This window comes from Nostoc sp. (assembly GCF_036917755.1).
In the GTDB taxonomy this organism is placed as follows: Bacteria; Cyanobacteriota; Cyanobacteriia; order Cyanobacteriales; family Nostocaceae; genus Nostoc.
The window spans coordinates 1-17,330 of sequence record NZ_JBALFC010000028.1 but is presented as its reverse complement, the minus strand read 5'-3'; the positions used below and the strand labels follow the sequence as shown (position 1 = coordinate 17,330).

General features: G+C 41.2%; 15 protein-coding genes, 1 rRNA gene and 1 pseudogene. 5 read left to right on the top strand and 12 right to left on the bottom strand.

Going from position 1 to position 17,330, the window contains the following annotated elements; genetic code table 11:
- Positions 1 to 291 precede the first annotated feature (291 nt).
- Positions 292 to 483: pseudogene (locus V7L05_RS08570) on the top strand (DUF2811 domain-containing protein); the annotation flags it as partial.
- Between the two features lie 308 nt (positions 484 to 791).
- On the opposite strand, the gene V7L05_RS08565 reads toward V7L05_RS08570, so the two are convergent.
- Positions 792 to 1,511: a response regulator transcription factor gene (locus tag V7L05_RS08565; protein ID WP_334944767.1), complete on the bottom strand. Its 720-nt coding sequence runs from the start codon at positions 1,509 to 1,511 to the stop codon at positions 792 to 794.
- Positions 1,512 to 2,168: 657 nt separating this feature from the next.
- Here V7L05_RS08565 and V7L05_RS08560 point away from each other — a divergent pair.
- Positions 2,169 to 2,795, top strand: a complete 627-nt coding sequence (locus V7L05_RS08560; protein ID WP_335163654.1) for a CPP1-like family protein — start codon at positions 2,169 to 2,171, stop codon at positions 2,793 to 2,795.
- Positions 2,796 to 2,930: 135 nt separating this feature from the next.
- On the opposite strand, the gene V7L05_RS08555 is transcribed toward V7L05_RS08560, so the two are convergent.
- The 6 genes from V7L05_RS08555 to V7L05_RS08530 form a co-directional block, all read right to left on the bottom strand.
- Positions 2,931 to 3,623, bottom strand: coding sequence for an HAD family hydrolase (locus V7L05_RS08555; protein ID WP_335163652.1), 693 nt, complete (start codon positions 3,621 to 3,623; stop codon positions 2,931 to 2,933).
- 141 nt (positions 3,624 to 3,764) lie between these two features.
- Entirely contained in the window at positions 3,765 to 5,660 is a 1,896-nt protein-coding gene (locus tag V7L05_RS08550) for a CheR family methyltransferase (RefSeq protein WP_335163650.1), read from the bottom strand.
- A gap of 133 nt (positions 5,661 to 5,793) precedes the next feature.
- Positions 5,794 to 6,426: a chemotaxis protein CheB gene (locus V7L05_RS08545; RefSeq protein ID WP_335163648.1), complete on the bottom strand. Its 633-nt coding sequence runs from the start codon at positions 6,424 to 6,426 to the stop codon at positions 5,794 to 5,796.
- A gap of 122 nt (positions 6,427 to 6,548) precedes the next feature.
- Complete coding sequence (locus tag V7L05_RS08540; protein WP_335163646.1) at positions 6,549 to 7,418, bottom strand: polyphosphate kinase 2 family protein; 870 nt, start codon at positions 7,416 to 7,418, stop codon at positions 6,549 to 6,551.
- A gap of 98 nt (positions 7,419 to 7,516) precedes the next feature.
- Positions 7,517 to 7,993: a hypothetical protein gene (locus V7L05_RS08535; protein ID WP_335163644.1), complete on the bottom strand. Its 477-nt coding sequence runs from the start codon at positions 7,991 to 7,993 to the stop codon at positions 7,517 to 7,519.
- A gap of 307 nt (positions 7,994 to 8,300) precedes the next feature.
- Entirely contained in the window at positions 8,301 to 9,584 is a 1,284-nt protein-coding gene (locus tag V7L05_RS08530; protein ID WP_335163642.1) for a proton extrusion protein PcxA, read from the bottom strand.
- 145 nt (positions 9,585 to 9,729) lie between these two features.
- On the opposite strand from V7L05_RS08530, the gene V7L05_RS08525 reads away from it, so the two are divergent.
- Positions 9,730 to 10,917, top strand: a complete 1,188-nt coding sequence (locus tag V7L05_RS08525) for a tetratricopeptide repeat protein (protein WP_335163640.1) — start codon at positions 9,730 to 9,732, stop codon at positions 10,915 to 10,917.
- A 68-nt stretch (positions 10,918 to 10,985) separates the two neighbouring features.
- On the opposite strand, the gene V7L05_RS08520 is transcribed toward V7L05_RS08525, so the two are convergent.
- Together V7L05_RS08520 and V7L05_RS08515 are read right to left on the bottom strand one after the other, a co-directional pair.
- Complete coding sequence (locus V7L05_RS08520; RefSeq protein ID WP_335163638.1) at positions 10,986 to 11,390, bottom strand: hypothetical protein; 405 nt, start codon at positions 11,388 to 11,390, stop codon at positions 10,986 to 10,988.
- 192 nt (positions 11,391 to 11,582) lie between these two features.
- Positions 11,583 to 12,749 carry a pyridoxal phosphate-dependent aminotransferase gene (locus tag V7L05_RS08515; protein ID WP_335163636.1) on the bottom strand — a complete coding sequence of 389 codons (1,167 nt, stop codon included), beginning with the start codon at positions 12,747 to 12,749 and terminating at the stop codon, positions 11,583 to 11,585.
- A gap of 186 nt (positions 12,750 to 12,935) precedes the next feature.
- Here V7L05_RS08515 and V7L05_RS08510 point away from each other — a divergent pair, with 186 nt between their 5' ends.
- Positions 12,936 to 13,604: a ribonuclease T2 family protein gene (locus tag V7L05_RS08510; RefSeq protein WP_335163633.1), complete on the top strand. Its 669-nt coding sequence runs from the start codon at positions 12,936 to 12,938 to the stop codon at positions 13,602 to 13,604.
- A 63-nt stretch (positions 13,605 to 13,667) separates the two neighbouring features.
- Here V7L05_RS08510 and V7L05_RS08505 read toward each other — a convergent pair whose 3' ends face one another.
- Positions 13,668 to 13,802, bottom strand: coding sequence for a hypothetical protein (locus tag V7L05_RS08505; protein ID WP_335163631.1), 135 nt, complete (start codon positions 13,800 to 13,802; stop codon positions 13,668 to 13,670).
- A gap of 302 nt (positions 13,803 to 14,104) precedes the next feature.
- Between V7L05_RS08505 and V7L05_RS08500 the strand changes: the two genes are divergently transcribed.
- Entirely contained in the window at positions 14,105 to 15,544 is a 1,440-nt protein-coding gene (locus tag V7L05_RS08500; RefSeq protein WP_335163629.1) for an inorganic phosphate transporter, read from the top strand.
- 86 nt (positions 15,545 to 15,630) lie between these two features.
- Here V7L05_RS08500 and V7L05_RS08495 read toward each other — a convergent pair whose 3' ends face one another.
- Positions 15,631 to 16,713 carry a class I fructose-bisphosphate aldolase gene (locus V7L05_RS08495; protein WP_335163627.1) on the bottom strand — a complete coding sequence of 361 codons (1,083 nt, stop codon included), beginning with the start codon at positions 16,711 to 16,713 and terminating at the stop codon, positions 15,631 to 15,633.
- Positions 16,714 to 17,224: 511 nt separating this feature from the next.
- Positions 17,225 to 17,330 (bottom strand): 5S ribosomal RNA (gene rrf, locus V7L05_RS34640); the annotation flags it as partial.

The window sequence follows — 17,330 nt, the reverse complement described above, 5'->3', positions numbered from 1 at the left end:
AAGTAAAGTAACGAAAACTCGGCTTAAAAGCTGATTCTTTGGTTCGTATTTATTTTTTATACAATCGTTTTTAACATTTCGCAGCATTGACAAACCCACCCCCTCTTGGCGCACAATGATTCGGCTTGCTTTTATAGTCCGTTCAATAGTTTGCATCAAATGTGTAAAATATATTACCACCAGATGTAGGCGCAGATTGTCGGGCTAGCGAAAGAGCGTGTGAGGTAGCTTAATTGCCGTTTCACCGCAAGCAACTTGTCCTCTTGATTATCCTCATAGGAGGAAAATCTCATGAAAGCAACGGTTAGCATCTTTACAGAAATTCCTGAAACACTCCACGAATCCTTAAAAAACTACTTAGAAAAGCATCCCGATTGGGATGAAAACAGAGTGTTGACGGCGGCGTTATCATTATTTTTACTCCAAAATGGAGATAGCGATCGCCGTGCTGCCCGAGTCTATCTGGAAACTTTGTTCCACCACTCCTCAGTAGAAATGCCCAGCATCGATTCACCCGCAACAGCTAATCTACTAGACACCCCATAGGTACTGGTATAAAGGGCATTATTCTGGCTCATGCCCTAATATGGGTACGGTTTACCGTGCCCATTAATCGGATTTTGAGCCGAAGCGATCGGCCATCTGGGGGCAATATTAAAACAAAAAAGATCAGTAAATTCTGATCCTTAAAAGGGTTCCAATAGTTTCTCCGGTTGTTAAAGCTAAAGAAATTCGCTGATTACTCCCCCAAGAGTTAACAGTCAAGAGTTAAAAAACTCTAGACTGTTAATTCAGGACTTAGCTTCTAACTGCTGGGGGTAGCTAGGAGATTCAAACTTATACCCTACGCCACGTACAGTTTGAATTAATGCCGGCTGACTAGAATCAATTTCAATCTTCTTGCGAATTTGGCCGATATGTACATCTACAACTCGCTGGTCGCCGACATATTCATAGTCCCAGACCTCTTGGATTAGTTCTGCACGCCGCCAAACTCGACCTGGATGACTGGCTAAAAAATGCAACAAGTCAAATTCCAGAGCAGTTAAGAGTACTGGTTGGTTATTAAGTGCCACCTCCCGTCGCACTGGATCAATCATAAGTTTTTCAAATACCAAGCGTTTCTGCTCGGCGCTAGTTATCACTCGCTGACGCCTCAAAATAGCTCCGACTCTGACTTCTAGCTCTCCCAACCCAAAAGGCTTGGTAAGATAATCATCAGCACCTTTAGAAAAACCGCGAATTTTGTCAGCTTCATCGGCACGGCTAGTCAACATCAGAACAAAAACACCATTACGACTTTGCATCTCTTGGCAGAGGTTAAACCCAGTTACATCTGGTAAATTCACATCTAGAATTACCAAATCAGGGTTAAATTGCTCAAATAGAGCTAAGGCTGTCTTTCCATCTTCGGCAGCCTCCACCTGATAGTTCTGCTTAATCAAAAAGCGTTGGATTAAATTCCGAACCGCAGGATCGTCGTCAACTACAAGAATCTTGGCAGGAGCCATGACCATTACTTTGCACAAAAATTCGTAAGATTAACAAGAGGGTTGGTAAAAACGCAGTTGCCACTTTGGGACTAACTAAGAACCTACATGGCTACAGTATAAGAATCCTGATCGTTCAAAGATAAATACTCTAATCAGGATTGTGGGCGATGAGAACCCTAAACTTCTGTTAGCCCTTCTGTTAGCCACAGTATATAGGCGCTCTGGCTTTAGCCGCAACAGTTCTTGAGACCAAAACACCTTCTTGATCCCAGTTAGGTGGTAACTTAAAACGTTTTAATTCTAAATCGAGATGTGGATATATACCACAAGCGATTATTCAGTATAATTAAAAAAACTCTGTTAGGGTACAGTAAGTCGCCAAATCTGAAACAGTAAAGTTGATTTTTTCATCAAAACTATGTGTTTTAGGTATTCTCCGTTCAAATTCTAGATTAGAGCCAGAACTGGACAACGACATGAGGGTATACACGGAGTTATGGCGATATGTTAAAGTGACTACAGTTGAAATTATAAAATCGATCAAACTAACCCGTGCTAATATCCTGGTAGGGCATAAGATAGATCGAGATTTTATTTTCGATCAAAACAAAACCTAAAGATGTTTTTTCTTCAACAAAAGACTGCCGCTGACTGAGGCTGAAGTAACAAACTCCCATGAGCGATCAAAATCCCTACGAAAAACTTGGGGTATCAGAAGAGGCTAGCTTCGATGAAATTCAGGATGCTCGTAATCGCCTATTCGAGCAATATAGTGGCGATGCCAAGCATTTACAAGTAATTGAAGCGGCTTACGATGCGATTTTAATGGATCGCTTACGGATGCGCCAGGAAGGTAAAATTAAAGTCCCTGAGCGTATTCGGTTTCCAGAGTTGCGAGTGCAATCGCCTCTTAAAGAAAGTCCAACCCCTAGCGAGCAGTCACCTGCATGGCTGCAACGGATGCTGGATCAGCCAACGCCTATGGATATTCTCTTACCAGGAGCTTGGTTTCTTGGTTTGAGTTCTATTAGCCTGTTTTATCCAGAGGGAGGCGATCAGGTTTTGCAGTTAGCATTGGTGGTTGGGGTAGGTACTAGTATTTATTTTCTCAATCGCAAAGAAGGCAAATTTGGCCGAGCAGTTTTGTTCACCCTGGTCAGTTTAATAATTGGCTTAATCGCTGGTGGACTAGTTGCTAGCTGGCTGTTACCACAAATATCATTCCTCAATCTGGGAACGAATCAGTTCTCTACGGTAGTAACGTTTATATTATTGTGGTTGGTTAGTAGCTTTCTACGCTAAATCACTACCCGTAAGGAAGTTTCATAAAGAAGACGTGGATAAGAGAGTCAGGAGTCAGAATGGATATGCTGACTCCTGCTTTTAATTGCAATCTGAATCCTGATTAATTCAATCTGTTGCAGCTACAGAGCCTTTCTAGACAAGGTGTTTAGGTTTTAGGACTAAATCTACAGCAGCGCTGAAATCCTTAACGATTAAGTCGGGGTGATAAAGTTCCAATTGGGTGCGATCGCGGATGCCAGATTCCACAGCCATCACCTTAATACCATAATTTTTAGCAGCAGTAATATCGGCTTCCGTATCTCCCACCATCCAGGTATCAGCAGCCGGGGGCAGTTCTTTTAATGCCCTAGCCATCAATAAGGGCTTATCTTCAATATCGCGGGTTTTAATGTAGTCGTTACTCAGGCAATAACAACGATTTTCCGGGAAAAACCTCCCCAAATCGTGTTTTTTAAAGGCACAATCTAGTTCTCGAACTCGGCGCATGGTCATAACTGCCAAATCAATTCCAGCTTGTTGAATTTTTAAGAGTGCATCCACAGCACCAGGCACGAGAGTGTCATAGTTGAAATAAGCTTCTGTATGCACAGTTTGCCGCCGCAACTGGGCAAATTCTTGGGCTTGGGCTTCGTCTAACCCGGAATTTAAGGCAATTTGTTTTTCAGGAATGCGCGATCGCTTTAACTGCCAAAATTCGGCTTTCGGAAGTTCTTTCACTACTTGGTTTGGGCGACGGGTTTTCTCCAAACAGAATTGATAAACACGGTAGTACCGTTCGGAAACATCAATAATTGGGCCGTCGAAGTCAGTAATCAGTCTTAGCATCGCCGGAAAATGTTAATTTTTATTAAAATTATCTCAGATATATGGCTATTTTTCGAGACTATCAAGCTAGGTAAGGGTTTTTTTGTAAACTCTTTTTAATTTATTTTAGATTTTAGATTGAAAAGAGCAATTCAGTCAGAGTCAATCCTGCTGCTGCCGTTCCTCCATCTCTTGAGTAGAAATCATACTATTGACTCCCTCAACATCTGCCATCATCAAAACTGCTCCCTGCATTTCAATGCCAATCAGGGGAGTGATTGCCAGATAACATTTTATTTGTCTACCTCGACGATTGGTAGCATCGAGGATCATTTCTTGAAACTGCTTTTTCCTGGATAGGGATTCGCGGATGGGCGATCGCAACTGCTCGACGGGTAGCCCAATGTCTAGGCTGAAAATAGATTGTCCTAAAACTTCATCAGTCCGTAAGCCCCATAAATCTTCTACCAGGTAATTCCAAATTAAAATTTTAAAGCTGCTGTCAATTACCACTATTCCCGTTTGGAGACTTCTGAGAATAGAAGTGAGGAAAATATTTGTGCGATTAAGTTCTGTGGTGCGCTCGCTCAGTTCCTGATTAATTGTTTGTAATTCTTCATTAGTAGATTGTAATTCTTCATTCATCGTCTCCAATTCTTCATTGGTAGATTGTAGTTCTTCGTTGGTGGTTTCTAATTCTTCATTAGTAGATTGTAGTTCTTCGTTGGTGGTTTCTAATTCTTCATTAGTAGATTGTAGTTCTTCATTGGTGGTTTCTAATTCCTGTTGGGAGCGTTGCAGCGCTTCTTGGAGTTTAATGTAACGAGTGACATCATGAAAGGCGATGCTGACTCCTAAAAAACTGGTGTCTGTTTCTTGCAAAGGCGTAATTTGCACATCCAGATATTGGATTTCTGTGTTTGACAAATAGCGCTCTACATTTGTTAGAGTCACAGGGCGGCGTTCAGTATAAGCCCGTTCAATTAGCGATCGCAACTCAACTGGTCGATAGGAAAGTTCTAAATCCTGGAAGGGACGAGCTATATCCTTGGGGGAAAGGGCGAACAAAGTCCGTGCCTGCTCGTTCATCATTATCAGAGTGCCATTGAGATCAATGACTATTTGGGCGATTGGTGCTGTGTCAAAACCCATATCTCGCAGCCGCAAGTTTCGAGATAAACGGCTGCTAGATTCTTCATCTCCTGAATTTGCCATAACTAAGAGGCGATCGCGGATATTCACCGACGAAACTTTAGTAAATATCCGGTTTTTTAAGTCCAGTGGTGTAAACAGATTAGAATGCATCAATAGCATCTCTGCTTTTCCCAAAAACAGATAGCCATTATCATTTAGTGCAAAATGAAACCGGGCCAGAATTCGCCCTTGAGTCTCAGAATTAAAATACATTAATGTATTGCGGCTGACCAGCAAATCTAAGCGCGAAATGGGCGCATCTTGAAGCAGATCGTGGCGACCAAAAATCACTGAGCGGCGCAAGTCTTGGCGGAATACATAACGGTTTCCGACAGTCTCAAAGTATTTCTGCCGCAGTTCATCTGGCACTGTTTGAACATCTTTTGCTGAATATGTAGCCAGACGTGCCTGGTTGAGAGCATCTTCATCTACATCTGTGGCGTAGATTTTCACTCGTTGGCGAAATTCCTCTACTCCCAATATTTGGACCATCAATATTGCCAGGGTATAAGCTTCTTCCCCAGAAGCACAGCCAGCGCTCCAGATGCGGATTTGGTCAGAAGTTTTTTTATTCCGAATCAGATTAGGCAGTATTTGCTCTGCTATATATTCCCAAGCTGATGAATCTCGAAAAAAAGCGGTGACGTTAATTAGGATAGTGTTGAAAAGATAATTGAATTCTTCTGGATGAACTTCTAGGTAGTCTAGATACTCTTCAAAGTTCTCTATGGTAAATGACTGCATCCGCTTGCTTACCCGACGCATCAAAGTCGAGCGCTTATAGCCTGTAAAATCAAATCCCCGGTTTTGTCTGAGATAAATCAGTAGATTTTCAAATTCGGGGTCTTTTTCTGCGGAAGTCATACCAATTTGGGATTTTAGATTTGGGATTTTAGATTAAAAGTCTTTTTATTCAGTCGTCTTTAGACGAATGAGTGCTATTAGCCTCAGAATGAATTCTGAGGCAGTTGTTGGGACTGATACAATATCTCATATCTCAGTTGATTTCAACATTACTCATAACCAAAGTCACCAGGGTGCTGGAGATTTCATCAAGAGGAAGAATAAAATCTACGTTGCCAGTTTGAATTGCGGCGGACGGCATCCCGGAAAATTCGGCGGTTTCTACGTCTTGGACAATGACAGTACCGCCCATTTTTTTTATCGCTTCTACTCCCATCGCGCCGTCGCTACCCGTTCCAGTTAGCACAACAGCGATCGCTCTATTTTTATAAGTGGCTGCAACCGATTCAAATAATAGGTCAGCCGAAGGACGTAAAAAATGTACTAATTCCGACTGTGATAAGGAAAGTGTGCCGTCACCGTTAACCAACAGGTGACGATTAGGTGGGGCAATGTAAGCCGTTCCTGGGGTAAGGCAATCTCCCTCTTCTGCCTGTTTGACGACAAGAGATGTGTGCCGAGTCAGAATTTCTGCCATGAACGAGCGGTATTGGGGGCCAAGGTGTTGCACAATGGCGATCGCGGCTGTAAATTCTGTGGGTAGAGTCGATAGCACTTTAGTTAAAGCAGTCAGACCGCCTGCTGAGGCTGCGATCGCCACAATATCAAAGGCAGCATTAGTAAACTTAGGTAGATGATTATTGCCATCTTCTGCCATTTGAATCATGATTTTGCAAGCTATGACTATACTAGGTAACTTTATTAGTTACAATTTTTCATCGTCATTTAAATAAATTATACAGGATATTTGAATTAAGAATTTTTTGGCTTACCTATCAAGTTCATGTCTTAATCTTCCTGCTCTAAAATGCGTTTCGCCTGCAACAGTTGCTGCCTATGTTCCTCACTAACTGTTGGGTATTGCAGATTTAGTTCTTGTAATTTTGTGCAGATGATATTGGCAACGGTCAGGCGTGTAAACCATTTGCGATCGGCAGGAATAATATACCACGGTGCCCATTTAGTACTAGTATAGTTAAAAACTTCTTCATAAGCATTCATATAATCATCCCAAAAAGCTCGTTCTCGGACATCACTATCTGAAAACTTCCAATTTTTTTCAGTAGATTCAATCCGTTCTAAAAAGCGTTTTTTCTGCTCTGATTTTGAGACATTTAGAAAAAACTTTAGGATGATCACACCATTATTTACCAAATATTTTTCAAAATTATTGATTTCCTCAAAGCGCTGTTTCCATATCTTCTTTCCTTCAGGTAAGTGGGGAAGTTGTTGTTTATTAAGCATTTCTGGATGGACACGAACCACAAGCACTTCTTCATAGTAGGAACGGTTAAATATCCCAATTCTACCTCTTTCTGGCAAAGCCTTCGTTGTTCGCCACAGGTAGTCATGGTCTAATTCTTCCGCACTAGGTTCTTTAAAACTAAACACCTGAAATCCTTGCGGGTTCACACCAGAGGTCACATGTTTAATTGTGCTATCTTTGCCAGCAGCATCCATTGCCTGAAAAATAATTAGTAAGGCATAGGTGTTTTGAGCATAGAGAATATTTTGATAATTTGCTAATCGTTCAATATCTGTCTGTAATTTGATTGCAGCATCAGTTTTTTCAGGAAAATCAGTCTTATAGGCTGGGTCATAGTTTTTTTTCAGAGAAATCTTTGAACCTGGTGGAACAATGAAAGCATCGTGATTCATGTATAAAATTTCCTAACAGCTGTTTATACCGAAGCACATTTTCAAGTGCTAATTTCTAAAAGTTATGATTTATTAATGAAAGAATTTTGATGCAAAATTCATTTTCGTCGCTTTGGCATAGGACGCATCGCTTCACGTCCCAAGATAAACATCCCGGTAACACCCAAGCTGACAAACCAAACATATTGATACCAATATTGCCCAATCTTTTCACTCGTACTGAGTTCTACATGAAACGTGTTTAAGTACAGCAGCAGCAATAATATCATCAGCGCCCCAAAACCAACAAAGCTGAAGCCAACACAAATTCGTACAGGTCGCAGTTCAAAATCACTAATAGTGTCTAGGTCAATTTCCGCCAGTTCCTTAAAGGAATCATCTGCCAAAGATGAGCTTGCTTGGAATTTATCGCTCAGTTTTGGTGGCAAAATCGGCGACAGTCTTGCTACAGTTGAGCGACGTAGCAAAGCCTCAGTATCTCGCAACAATTCCAGTGGTTTACGGGTAGTAGTTGGTTGAGCAAACTCTATGTCGTCTGTAGCAGTTGGGGCATTGGCTTTGCTTTCAAAATCCATAGCACGTCTCAGAAGAACCAGCATATATATAGCCTAGCGAATCAGGAGACAAATGCGCCAAAATAATTCGTAATTACCCTTATGATGCTCGATAGCGTCCCTTGCGCGTCTCGTAGAAAAGCAGTAGCGATAGCGAGGAACGAGCCGTCTGACTCGCTAACGTAATTCGTAGTAGAGCCTCCGGCACGCTACGCGAACGTAGTTCGTAATTAATCCATTGATATTTTAGAGTAACTAACTTTAATTAGGGGAAAAACGACATTCTTTGTTCAAAGTAAATAAATTGGATATATTAGGTAATTACGAATTATTCGTCCATCTCTTTTAATGTAGCCAATGCCGATGGAGATAAACGACTGAGATAGCGGAATATCCAGTATTTAAAGATAGTGTTTAAAATCACAGGAAATGTCGCAATAAAGAAAAACATGACATTTCTACTGGCTGGCAAACCTAAATGTTCTGCTAATCCTTCAAGAAGGACTTCCCACCCATCTGGTGAGTGAAATCCTACAAATATATCTGTAAACAGAATAATCAAAAAAGCCTTAGCACTATCGCTAAGACCATAGACAATGGTATCCATAAAAGACTTGAGAATCACAATTTCTCTTTTGTTCAGAGCGATGATTATACCAAAAGAAAATAGTGAGATTAAATCTGCAAAAACATTGCTAATATCGCTACTACTTTTAATATTAAATCCCTCAGCTATTTCCATTGCTTTGTCTTTAATCTTTCCTTTCATTACCTCTGAATCAAGTGGAGGTGCTTGCTTAAGTAAATATTCAAATTTTAATCCTTGCTCAAAATTATGTAATTCATGTAGAGCTTCTTTTTCCATATCAGAATTGATGAAGATATGAGTTGTATTATCTCCTCTAATCCTTTCTACTATGGGAATTACTAAAAAATATTTAGATAAGTTTTGAGCTAAAATAGGTACAATTATTAGAGTTATTAGAAATCTCAGAGCCATTCTTGTCCTATTTCGAGAAATTCGGTAATTTCTCATAAATTCTTCTTCTGCCTGCGGGGTAAAATCTGCTTTAATTCTATTAACTGTTTTGCTTATAGACCTCGGAAAAACTCCAGTATTTTCAGATGGAGAGGTTGCTTGAATATCATTAATATTAGATGAGTCTGGTTGTTTATTAATTTCGCTCCGGTTAATTTGTATGGCTTGAGAAGTTGATGCTAATGCACTGTTGTTAATTAGTTTATCTTTGATAGTGTACTTCTCTACAACTTCATCAATAACCTTCAACTTTTCTAATAAAACAGAATTAGAGATATTGACAATTCTCCGACTAAGTTGGAATTCTGCAAGTCTTATCTTGATAATAGTTAAATTTTTATCAAGGTATGCTTGCCAGTAAGACATGACATTTTCAGTATATTTTACTGATTCTAAAGATATTTTTTTGTTATCAAAATGTTCTCTCTCAATATTTTTAATTCTTTGAGCTGCTTGTTGAGCTTCTAAGAGTGCCCTTTCTGGTGTGTCTAAAAGCCAATGGTTAAGCGATCGCAAATATCCTTTGAGGTTTTGGCGAAGTAAATTTGCTGTTTTGGCGAATGAATCTTTCATCTATATATGACTCTTTATATAATGTGTATTATAGTTATACAAGCATGAAAAAAGTTGTATCTCAGGTTTTTGTAACAGAAAATTAACTGTGAGAAATTAATTTATTTCACTACTATAAATAATGTATGTAAATGATGTGTCAATTATGAAACTCAGTCTGTGCATGATTGTGAAAAACGAAGCAGCAACACTGCCTAAATGTCTGAACAGTGTCAGAAAAGTAGTGGATGAAATGGTAGTCTTGGATACAGGCTCAATCGATCGCACTCCCAATATTGCCCAACAACTCGGTGCAAAAGTCTATCATTTTAAATGGTGTAATGACTTCAGTGCTGCCCGCAATGCTGCTCTAAAATATGTCACTGGTGATTGGATTTTGGTCTTAGATGCTGATGAAACTCTGACACCAACAATTGTACCGCAGTTGCGAGAGGCGATCGCTAGAGATGAATACCTACTCATCAACCTCGTCCGCCAGGAAGTTGGTGCAGAACAATCTCCCTATTCTCTGGTTTCCAGGCTATTCCGCAATCATCCAGATATTCGTTTTGACCGTCCTTACCATGCCTTAGTTGATGATAGCGTCTCAGCAATTTTAACCAAAGAACCCCATTGGCAAGTAGGTTATTTACCAGGGGTGGCACTTTTACACACAGGATATCAAAAAAGTGCGATCGCTCAAAATAACAAATATGCCAAAGCAGCTACAGCGATGTCAGGGTTTCTCGCAACTCATCCTGATGACCCCTATGTTTGCAGTAAATTAGGGGCATTGTATGTGGAAACTGGCAAAATTTCCCAAGGTATGGAGTTGCTGAGACGAGGAATCAGCGTTGCTGAAGAAAACTACGATATTTTATATGAACTCCACTATCATTTAGGCATTGCCTACAGCCGGTTGCAAAAATCCCCACAGGCTATTTCTCACTATCAAGCTGCGATCAAATTGCCAATTTACCCTATGCTGAAATTAGGAGCATACAACAACTTGGGTAACTTACTTAAAGCAGCAGGAGATTTCAACGGTGCGAAAACTGCTTATGCCACAACTTTGAAAATTGACCCGACTTTTGTTTTTGGACATTATAATTTGGCGATGACTTTTAAAGCTTTGGGTTTATTTACAGATGCGATCGCATATTATCAAAATGCCATCGAGTTAAATCCCAACTATGCCGAAGCCTATCAAAATTTAGGGGTAGTGTTGCTGAAAGTTGGCAATCATCAAGATAGTTTAACAGCTTTTAGAAAAGCGATCGCTATTCATGAAAGGTATAATCCCGAAGAGGCCAAAAGACTACGCCAGGGCTTGCGGGAGATGGAGTTGATGTAAATGTGGGGGCATTGGGCATTGGGCATTGGGCATTGAACAACAGAACATAAAACTTCCGGCTTGGAACATCAAACTTGAGCATCATTACTTGGAACAGAAAACATAAAGCTGAGAACCCTGAACATCGGGTTAAAAGATTTGTAATTAAAAAAATGTCCAGTAGCGTACTCAATATTAACTATTGCTTTTGTGATGTGAGCTACTTCTAATAAGATGGGTGCGATTAGTACCTCCCTTCTAGCCGCTTCACTAGTTAGACTAACACGAGCGATCGCTTCTTCTAGGCGTTGGCATAAGTTTGGTAGTCGAGTCAGCAATTCTGAAGCAGCGACAGGTAAATTTATTGTTGCTTTAGTTAAAGTTACTCCTAATTCCCGCAGAATATCGGCGGGAGCGAATTTCATTTGGAAATAGCTGCGGAATGTGTAGAATTCATTTGGTTTAAGTATCGGGGGACGGTGACGTTCAGTCATGGTAAAACCCGCAGTTATGATAGTGAAATTATTTTTATTCGTTTTATTGGAACGTATCAAGAATACGATAACGTAACTTCAGGTTTGGAACTCGGAACTTCAAGTTTAAAAATCAACTCCACCCGTTCGAGTCGAAAAGGTGGAGTTAAGAAGTTGGAAAATTGGTAAATTCTCCTCACAAATGACAACTAACTAAATACGTGACTTGACAAATTTCTCTAATCTATCCATTCCCTTTTCAATCGTCGCCATATCTGTGGCGTAGGAAAGGCGAATGTTGTCATCAGCGCCAAAAGCAATTCCGGGAATGACTGCAACTTGGTGTTTTTCCAACAAAGCGTCACAAAACTCTAGAGATTTTAGACCAGTTTTGCTGATATCAGGGAACAGATAAAAAGCGCCATTTGGTTTTGCAGTACTCAATCCGGGAATGGCGTTGAGTCTGTCTAGCATTACCTGTCGGCGTTTGGCGAAGGCTTGGCGCATTTCTTCGACACAATCTTGAGAACTTTCCAAAGCCGCGATCGCACCATATTGAGCAAAGGTACACACATTAGATGTACTATGCCCTTGGATGGTACTCGCGGCTTTAATGATTTCCACTGGCCCTGCTAAATAACCAAGTCTCCACCCAGTCATCGAATAAGCCTTCGCAAACCCATTACTAATCAAAGTCCGGTCAAAAATTTCCTTCCCAAGAGAACCGATGCTGATATGTTCTGCACCGTCATAGAGAATCTTTTCGTAAATTTCATCAGAGACAACAAAGATATCTGCATCAACTACTACCTTCGCCAGTGCTTTGATTTCATCTGGCGTATAAACCATCCCTGTGGGATTAGATGGGGAGTTGAGGATAAATAACTTCGTCTTGGGCGTGATTGCTTTACGGAGTTGTTCGGGAGTAATTTTATAACCAGTCGTGGCATCTGTGGGTACAATCACTGAAACTCCACCGACCAAAGTCACCATTTCGGGATAACTTAGCCAGTAGGGTGCAGGGATAATTACCTCATCACCTGGATCGATCAACGCCACGATTAAGTTATACAGAGAATGCTTACCGCCGTTGCTGACGATGACATTCTCTGACTTATAATCAAGACCGTTATCAATTTTAAGCTTGTGGGCGATCGCTTCCCTTAACTTTGGTTCTCCAGCTGCTGCACCATACTTGGTTTTGCCTTCATCCAAAGCTTTGACTGCTGCGGCTTTAATATGCGCTGGGGTATCAAAATCTGGTTCTCCAGCGCTAAAACTACAAACATCTATTCCTTCTACCTTCAGTGCCTTAGCCTTGGCTGCGATCGCTAAGGTTAATGAAGGTGTTACCTGACTTACTCTTGCTGCCAGCTTCATTCTTACTATTTTTGGCAAATCTTTCACTGATCTAAGGATATCCCAGAATCATTGCCAAGATTTGCTTTTTCTGAATTCTTTGGGTATTGGGGAATTGGAAAGAATTCCTGACCCTTGATTCTTGATCCTTGACTCTTAACAATGTATTGTATATAACTCTAGTTTTAAGGCGAACTAACTGTTTATATGCAGATTAAGAAACTTTTCATCGCATCTTTTCTGTTAATTGCTGGTGTTTTTATACCTCATGCTGCCATTGCTCAAAATCGCGGTACTCCAGGTAAATTTGATTTTTATGTACTGACACTCTCTTGGTCGCCGGATTATTGTGTGACAAATGGCAATCGTGATCAGCAGCAGTGTGGTTCTGGAAGAAAACTTGGTTTTGTACTACATGGTTTGTGGCCGCAGTACCAAACTGGTTATCCAGCTAATTGTTCCACGGAAAAATTACCGTCGGAAGTAAAGCGGCGGTTTGCCAATTTGTATCCTAGCGATAAACTTCCCGATCATGAATGGGAAAAACATGGTACTTGTTCAGGGAAAACTCCTGCGGAATACCTGGGATTGAGTAAAAAGTTAAAAGATGCGATCGCTATTCCCGCAGCTTATAATCGTCCTGATAAACCCTTGCGTACCACAATTACAAATTTTAAAAATTCATTTTTGAGTGCTAATAATCAAATTACTGCTGATGGTTTAGCACCTTTTTGTTCTGGTTCGGGAAGATTTTTGCAAGAAGTCTTCTTTTGTTATTCCAAAAACGGTGAACCTGGTATTTGTAGCGCCGAGATTTTGAAGCGATCGCAAAAAAGTTGTGGTCAGCCAGATTTCTTACTGAGAAACGTTAGATGACAATGGGGCATTGGGCATTGGGCATTGGTCATTGGTCATTGGTCATTGGTCATTGGTCATTGGTCATTGGGCATGGGGCATGGTTATTCCCCTTGTCCCCTTATCTCTCACCCTGCGGGAAGCTAAAGCTACCTCTCCCCCAGTCTTTTCTTCAATTTTGAATTTTGAATTTTGAATTGATTTCTCCCCACTCCCCACAACTATGATTTGAAGTTACTTAATTTATGCTTTACCGTTAGTTATTTATTTCTTAACTTATCTATTTTAATCTTCAACTGTAATTAGAACCCATTTTTATTTCAAGATAGTAGACGCAATCAGAGAATCTGTTCAAGGAGAGGTTGTATTTATAACCATAATTTTTTGGGTAGCTCACTGAATTGCAATAACTCCAGGTTTATTTCCTGGTTTTAATAGTTTTTTTGTCACACAACTTGTTTTTGTCAGACTGCATTCTTGTCTTTTCTTAGGAGTGCTAAATGGAATATTTATTTCTGGCTTTGGCGCTGGGTCTTGCACTCAGCTTTGAATTTGTCAATGGTTTTCATGATACTGCAAATGCAGTTGCTACAGTCATTTACACTCATAGCCTAAAGCCAAACATCGCCGTCGTCTGGTCAGGCTGTTGGAACCTAATTGGTGTGCTGACATCAACTGGAGCCGTTGCTTTTGGCATTGTTGCTCTGCTTCCCGTTGAGTTGGTAATTAATGTTGGTTCAAGTGCAGGCTTCGCAATGGTGTTTGCACTTTTGATTTCGGCGATCATGTGGAACTTAGGAACTTGGTACTTGGGCTTACCTGCATCCAGTTCACATACGCTGATTGGCTCAATCATGGGTGTTGGTTTAGCAAATTCATTGTTGTCTAAGGGTCATGTCTTTGGCGAGGGCGTGAATTGGGCAAAGACGGAGGAAGTTTTCACATCTCTACTGGTTTCACCAATTGTTGGATTCACCTGCGCCGCACTGCTGTTACTCCTGGCGAAAAGACTGATCAGACGACCAGAGTTGTACCGTGCGCCAGAAGGGAATAAAACACCACCGCCTTGGATACGTGGTTTGTTAATCTTGACATGTACTGGTGTGAGCTTCGCCCACGGTTCAAATGATGGTCAAAAAGGTATGGGTCTGATCATGCTCATCTTAGTCGGCATTCTACCAGGTATGTTTGCACTGAATATGGATACCAATGCTGGAGCGATCGCTCAGTTGTCCGCTACATCCAACTCCGTGATTACAGTACTGCAACAACAAGGAAGAGGAACATTCTCAAACAGCCAAAACATTACAGATGAGCTTTCCAACTTCCTCAAACCAACTGGCGAAGCTAACGACAAAACATTTGCAGCCCTTGCTGCCGAGAGTCGTACAATTGGGGATAAGCTTGCTGGTAAGACTAGTTTCAAGCAGCTTTCAAGCGATGAGCTTGCCTCATTACGAACCGATATGTATCTAGTCGCTGGAACAATTGGCAAGCTGGACAACCAGAAAAAATTAACCGATGCCAAACAAGAAGAGGTGCTTATCAGCTATAAGAAGCAGTTAGATAAAGTAACTAAATTCATTCCCAATTGGGTGAAATTTGCCGTTGCCATTGCACTGGGTCTTGGCACAATGATTGGTTGGAAGCGTATCGTGGTAACAGTGGGTGAAAAGATCGGCAAAGACCACCTTACCTACGCTCAAGGCGCTTCCGCCGAGTTAGTGGCTATGACAACTATTGGTGCTGCGGATTACTTCGGTCTGCCAGTCAGCACCACTCACGTCCTGTCATCGGGTGTAGCGGGTACAATGGCGGCAAACCATTCAGGTTTGCAAACGGACACCTTGAGAAATATTCTGCTCGCCTGGGTGCTGACCCTGCCAGTTTGCGTACTGCTTGGTTCTGCTACATATGCGGGAAGCTTGTACATAGTCTTTAATATTCTAAGTTTGAAGTAGGAAAATAGGGCATTGGGCATGGGGCATGGGGCATTGGGGAAAGAATTCTTATAACTCCTAACTCCTAACTCCCCACTCCCCACTTCCTAAGCGATCGTCACATCCGGCGACAAATAAACATCTTGAATGGCGTGAAATAGCTTCACACCTTCCTCAAATGGGCGCTGAAAGGTCTTTCGCCCAGAGATTAATCCCGAACCACCAGCACGTTTGTTAATTACAGCCGTGCGAACTGCTTCGGCGAAGTCATTTTTACCAGTCGCGCCACCAGAATTAATCAGCCCCACACGCCCAGAGTAGCAATTCAGCACTTGGTAACGAGTTAAATCAATTGGGTGATCGGTTGTCAATTCTGTATAAACGCGCTCATCGGTTTTGCCGTAACTCTTACCAGTGGCTTTGGCAACTGCACCATAACCATTGTTATTTTCGGGTAACTTTTGTTTAATGATGTCGGCTTCAATGGTTACACCCAAATGATTCGCCTGTCCGGTGAGGTCAGCCGCAAGGTGGTAATCTTTATCTTGTTTAAAAGCGTTGTTTCGCAGATAGCACCAGAGAATAGTTACCAAACCGAGTTCATGGGCGTGTTTAAAAGCTTCGCTGATTTCCTGAATTTGTCTGGTAGACTGCTCTGAACCAAAGTAAATTGTTGCACCCACCGCCGCCGCACCCAAATTCCAAGCTTGTTCCACATCAGCAAACAATACTTGGTCAAATTGATTGGGGAAAGTCAGCAATTCGTTGTGATTGATTTTGACAATAAAGGGAATTTTGTGGGCATATTTCCGTGATACAATACCTAATCCTCCCAAAGTGGTAGCAACAGCATTGCAACCTGCGGCGATCGCTAGCTTGACAATATTTTCTGGGTCAAAGTAAATCGGATTGGGGGCAAAAGACGCACCTGCTGAGTGTTCAATCCCTTGGTCTACTGGTAAGATAGACAGATAACCTGTGTTTGCCAGACGACCAGTAGAATAAAGTAGCTGGAGATTACGCAATACTTGGGGATTGCGATCGCTGTTGAGCCAGATTCGATCTACAAAGTCTGGTCCCGGCAAATGTAGTAAATCACGAGAAACTTTTGCTTTGTAGGTAAGCAGGTCTTCAGCCTCTTTACCTAGTAATGACTCGATAGAATTAGCCTCTATGAGCGTTGTAGTCATAGCGTTTTCCTCAAAAATTAAGCAAATGACCTTGCCTTTAAGATAGCATTTTTAATATTGCTAACCTGGTTAAGGTCGCATTAACTATATGTATATTCTTTCTGAATTGAAAAATTGCTATTTTCGATTAGTCTCTGAAATGTAACCGTAATTTGAGCCAAAATGTACAAGGAAAGAATTGTTATTTTGATAATTTTGGTGAATTGCAGACTTATAATTTAGTATATTTTGGCTTTAATACTCATCACCTGTTGACATTCCCCAGACTGAACAAATATAATTCGTATTCGCTCAGTAAGTCGGAACCTAATAGAACAACTAAACTCAAAAGTTAAACAATAGGAACTATTATTCGGGAGAAATCTTCTTCTAATCCATTTGGTAGATCGTGGATGCCAGAATAATTCTCTACCCCGAAGCAACGGCATGCCTGTCGGGTCAAGAGTTGCCAACAAGTGAAAAACTCAAGCCTCCTCAAATTATCATGAGGAGGCTTGAGTTGAATTATAAAACCTGGCATCAAGCTATTTTTGCGTAGGGCTACCCCTAAACTATCGTGGCCGCAGCAGCGTTTCACCTCTGAGTTCGGGAAGGGTTCAGTGTGGTTCCACCGCGCA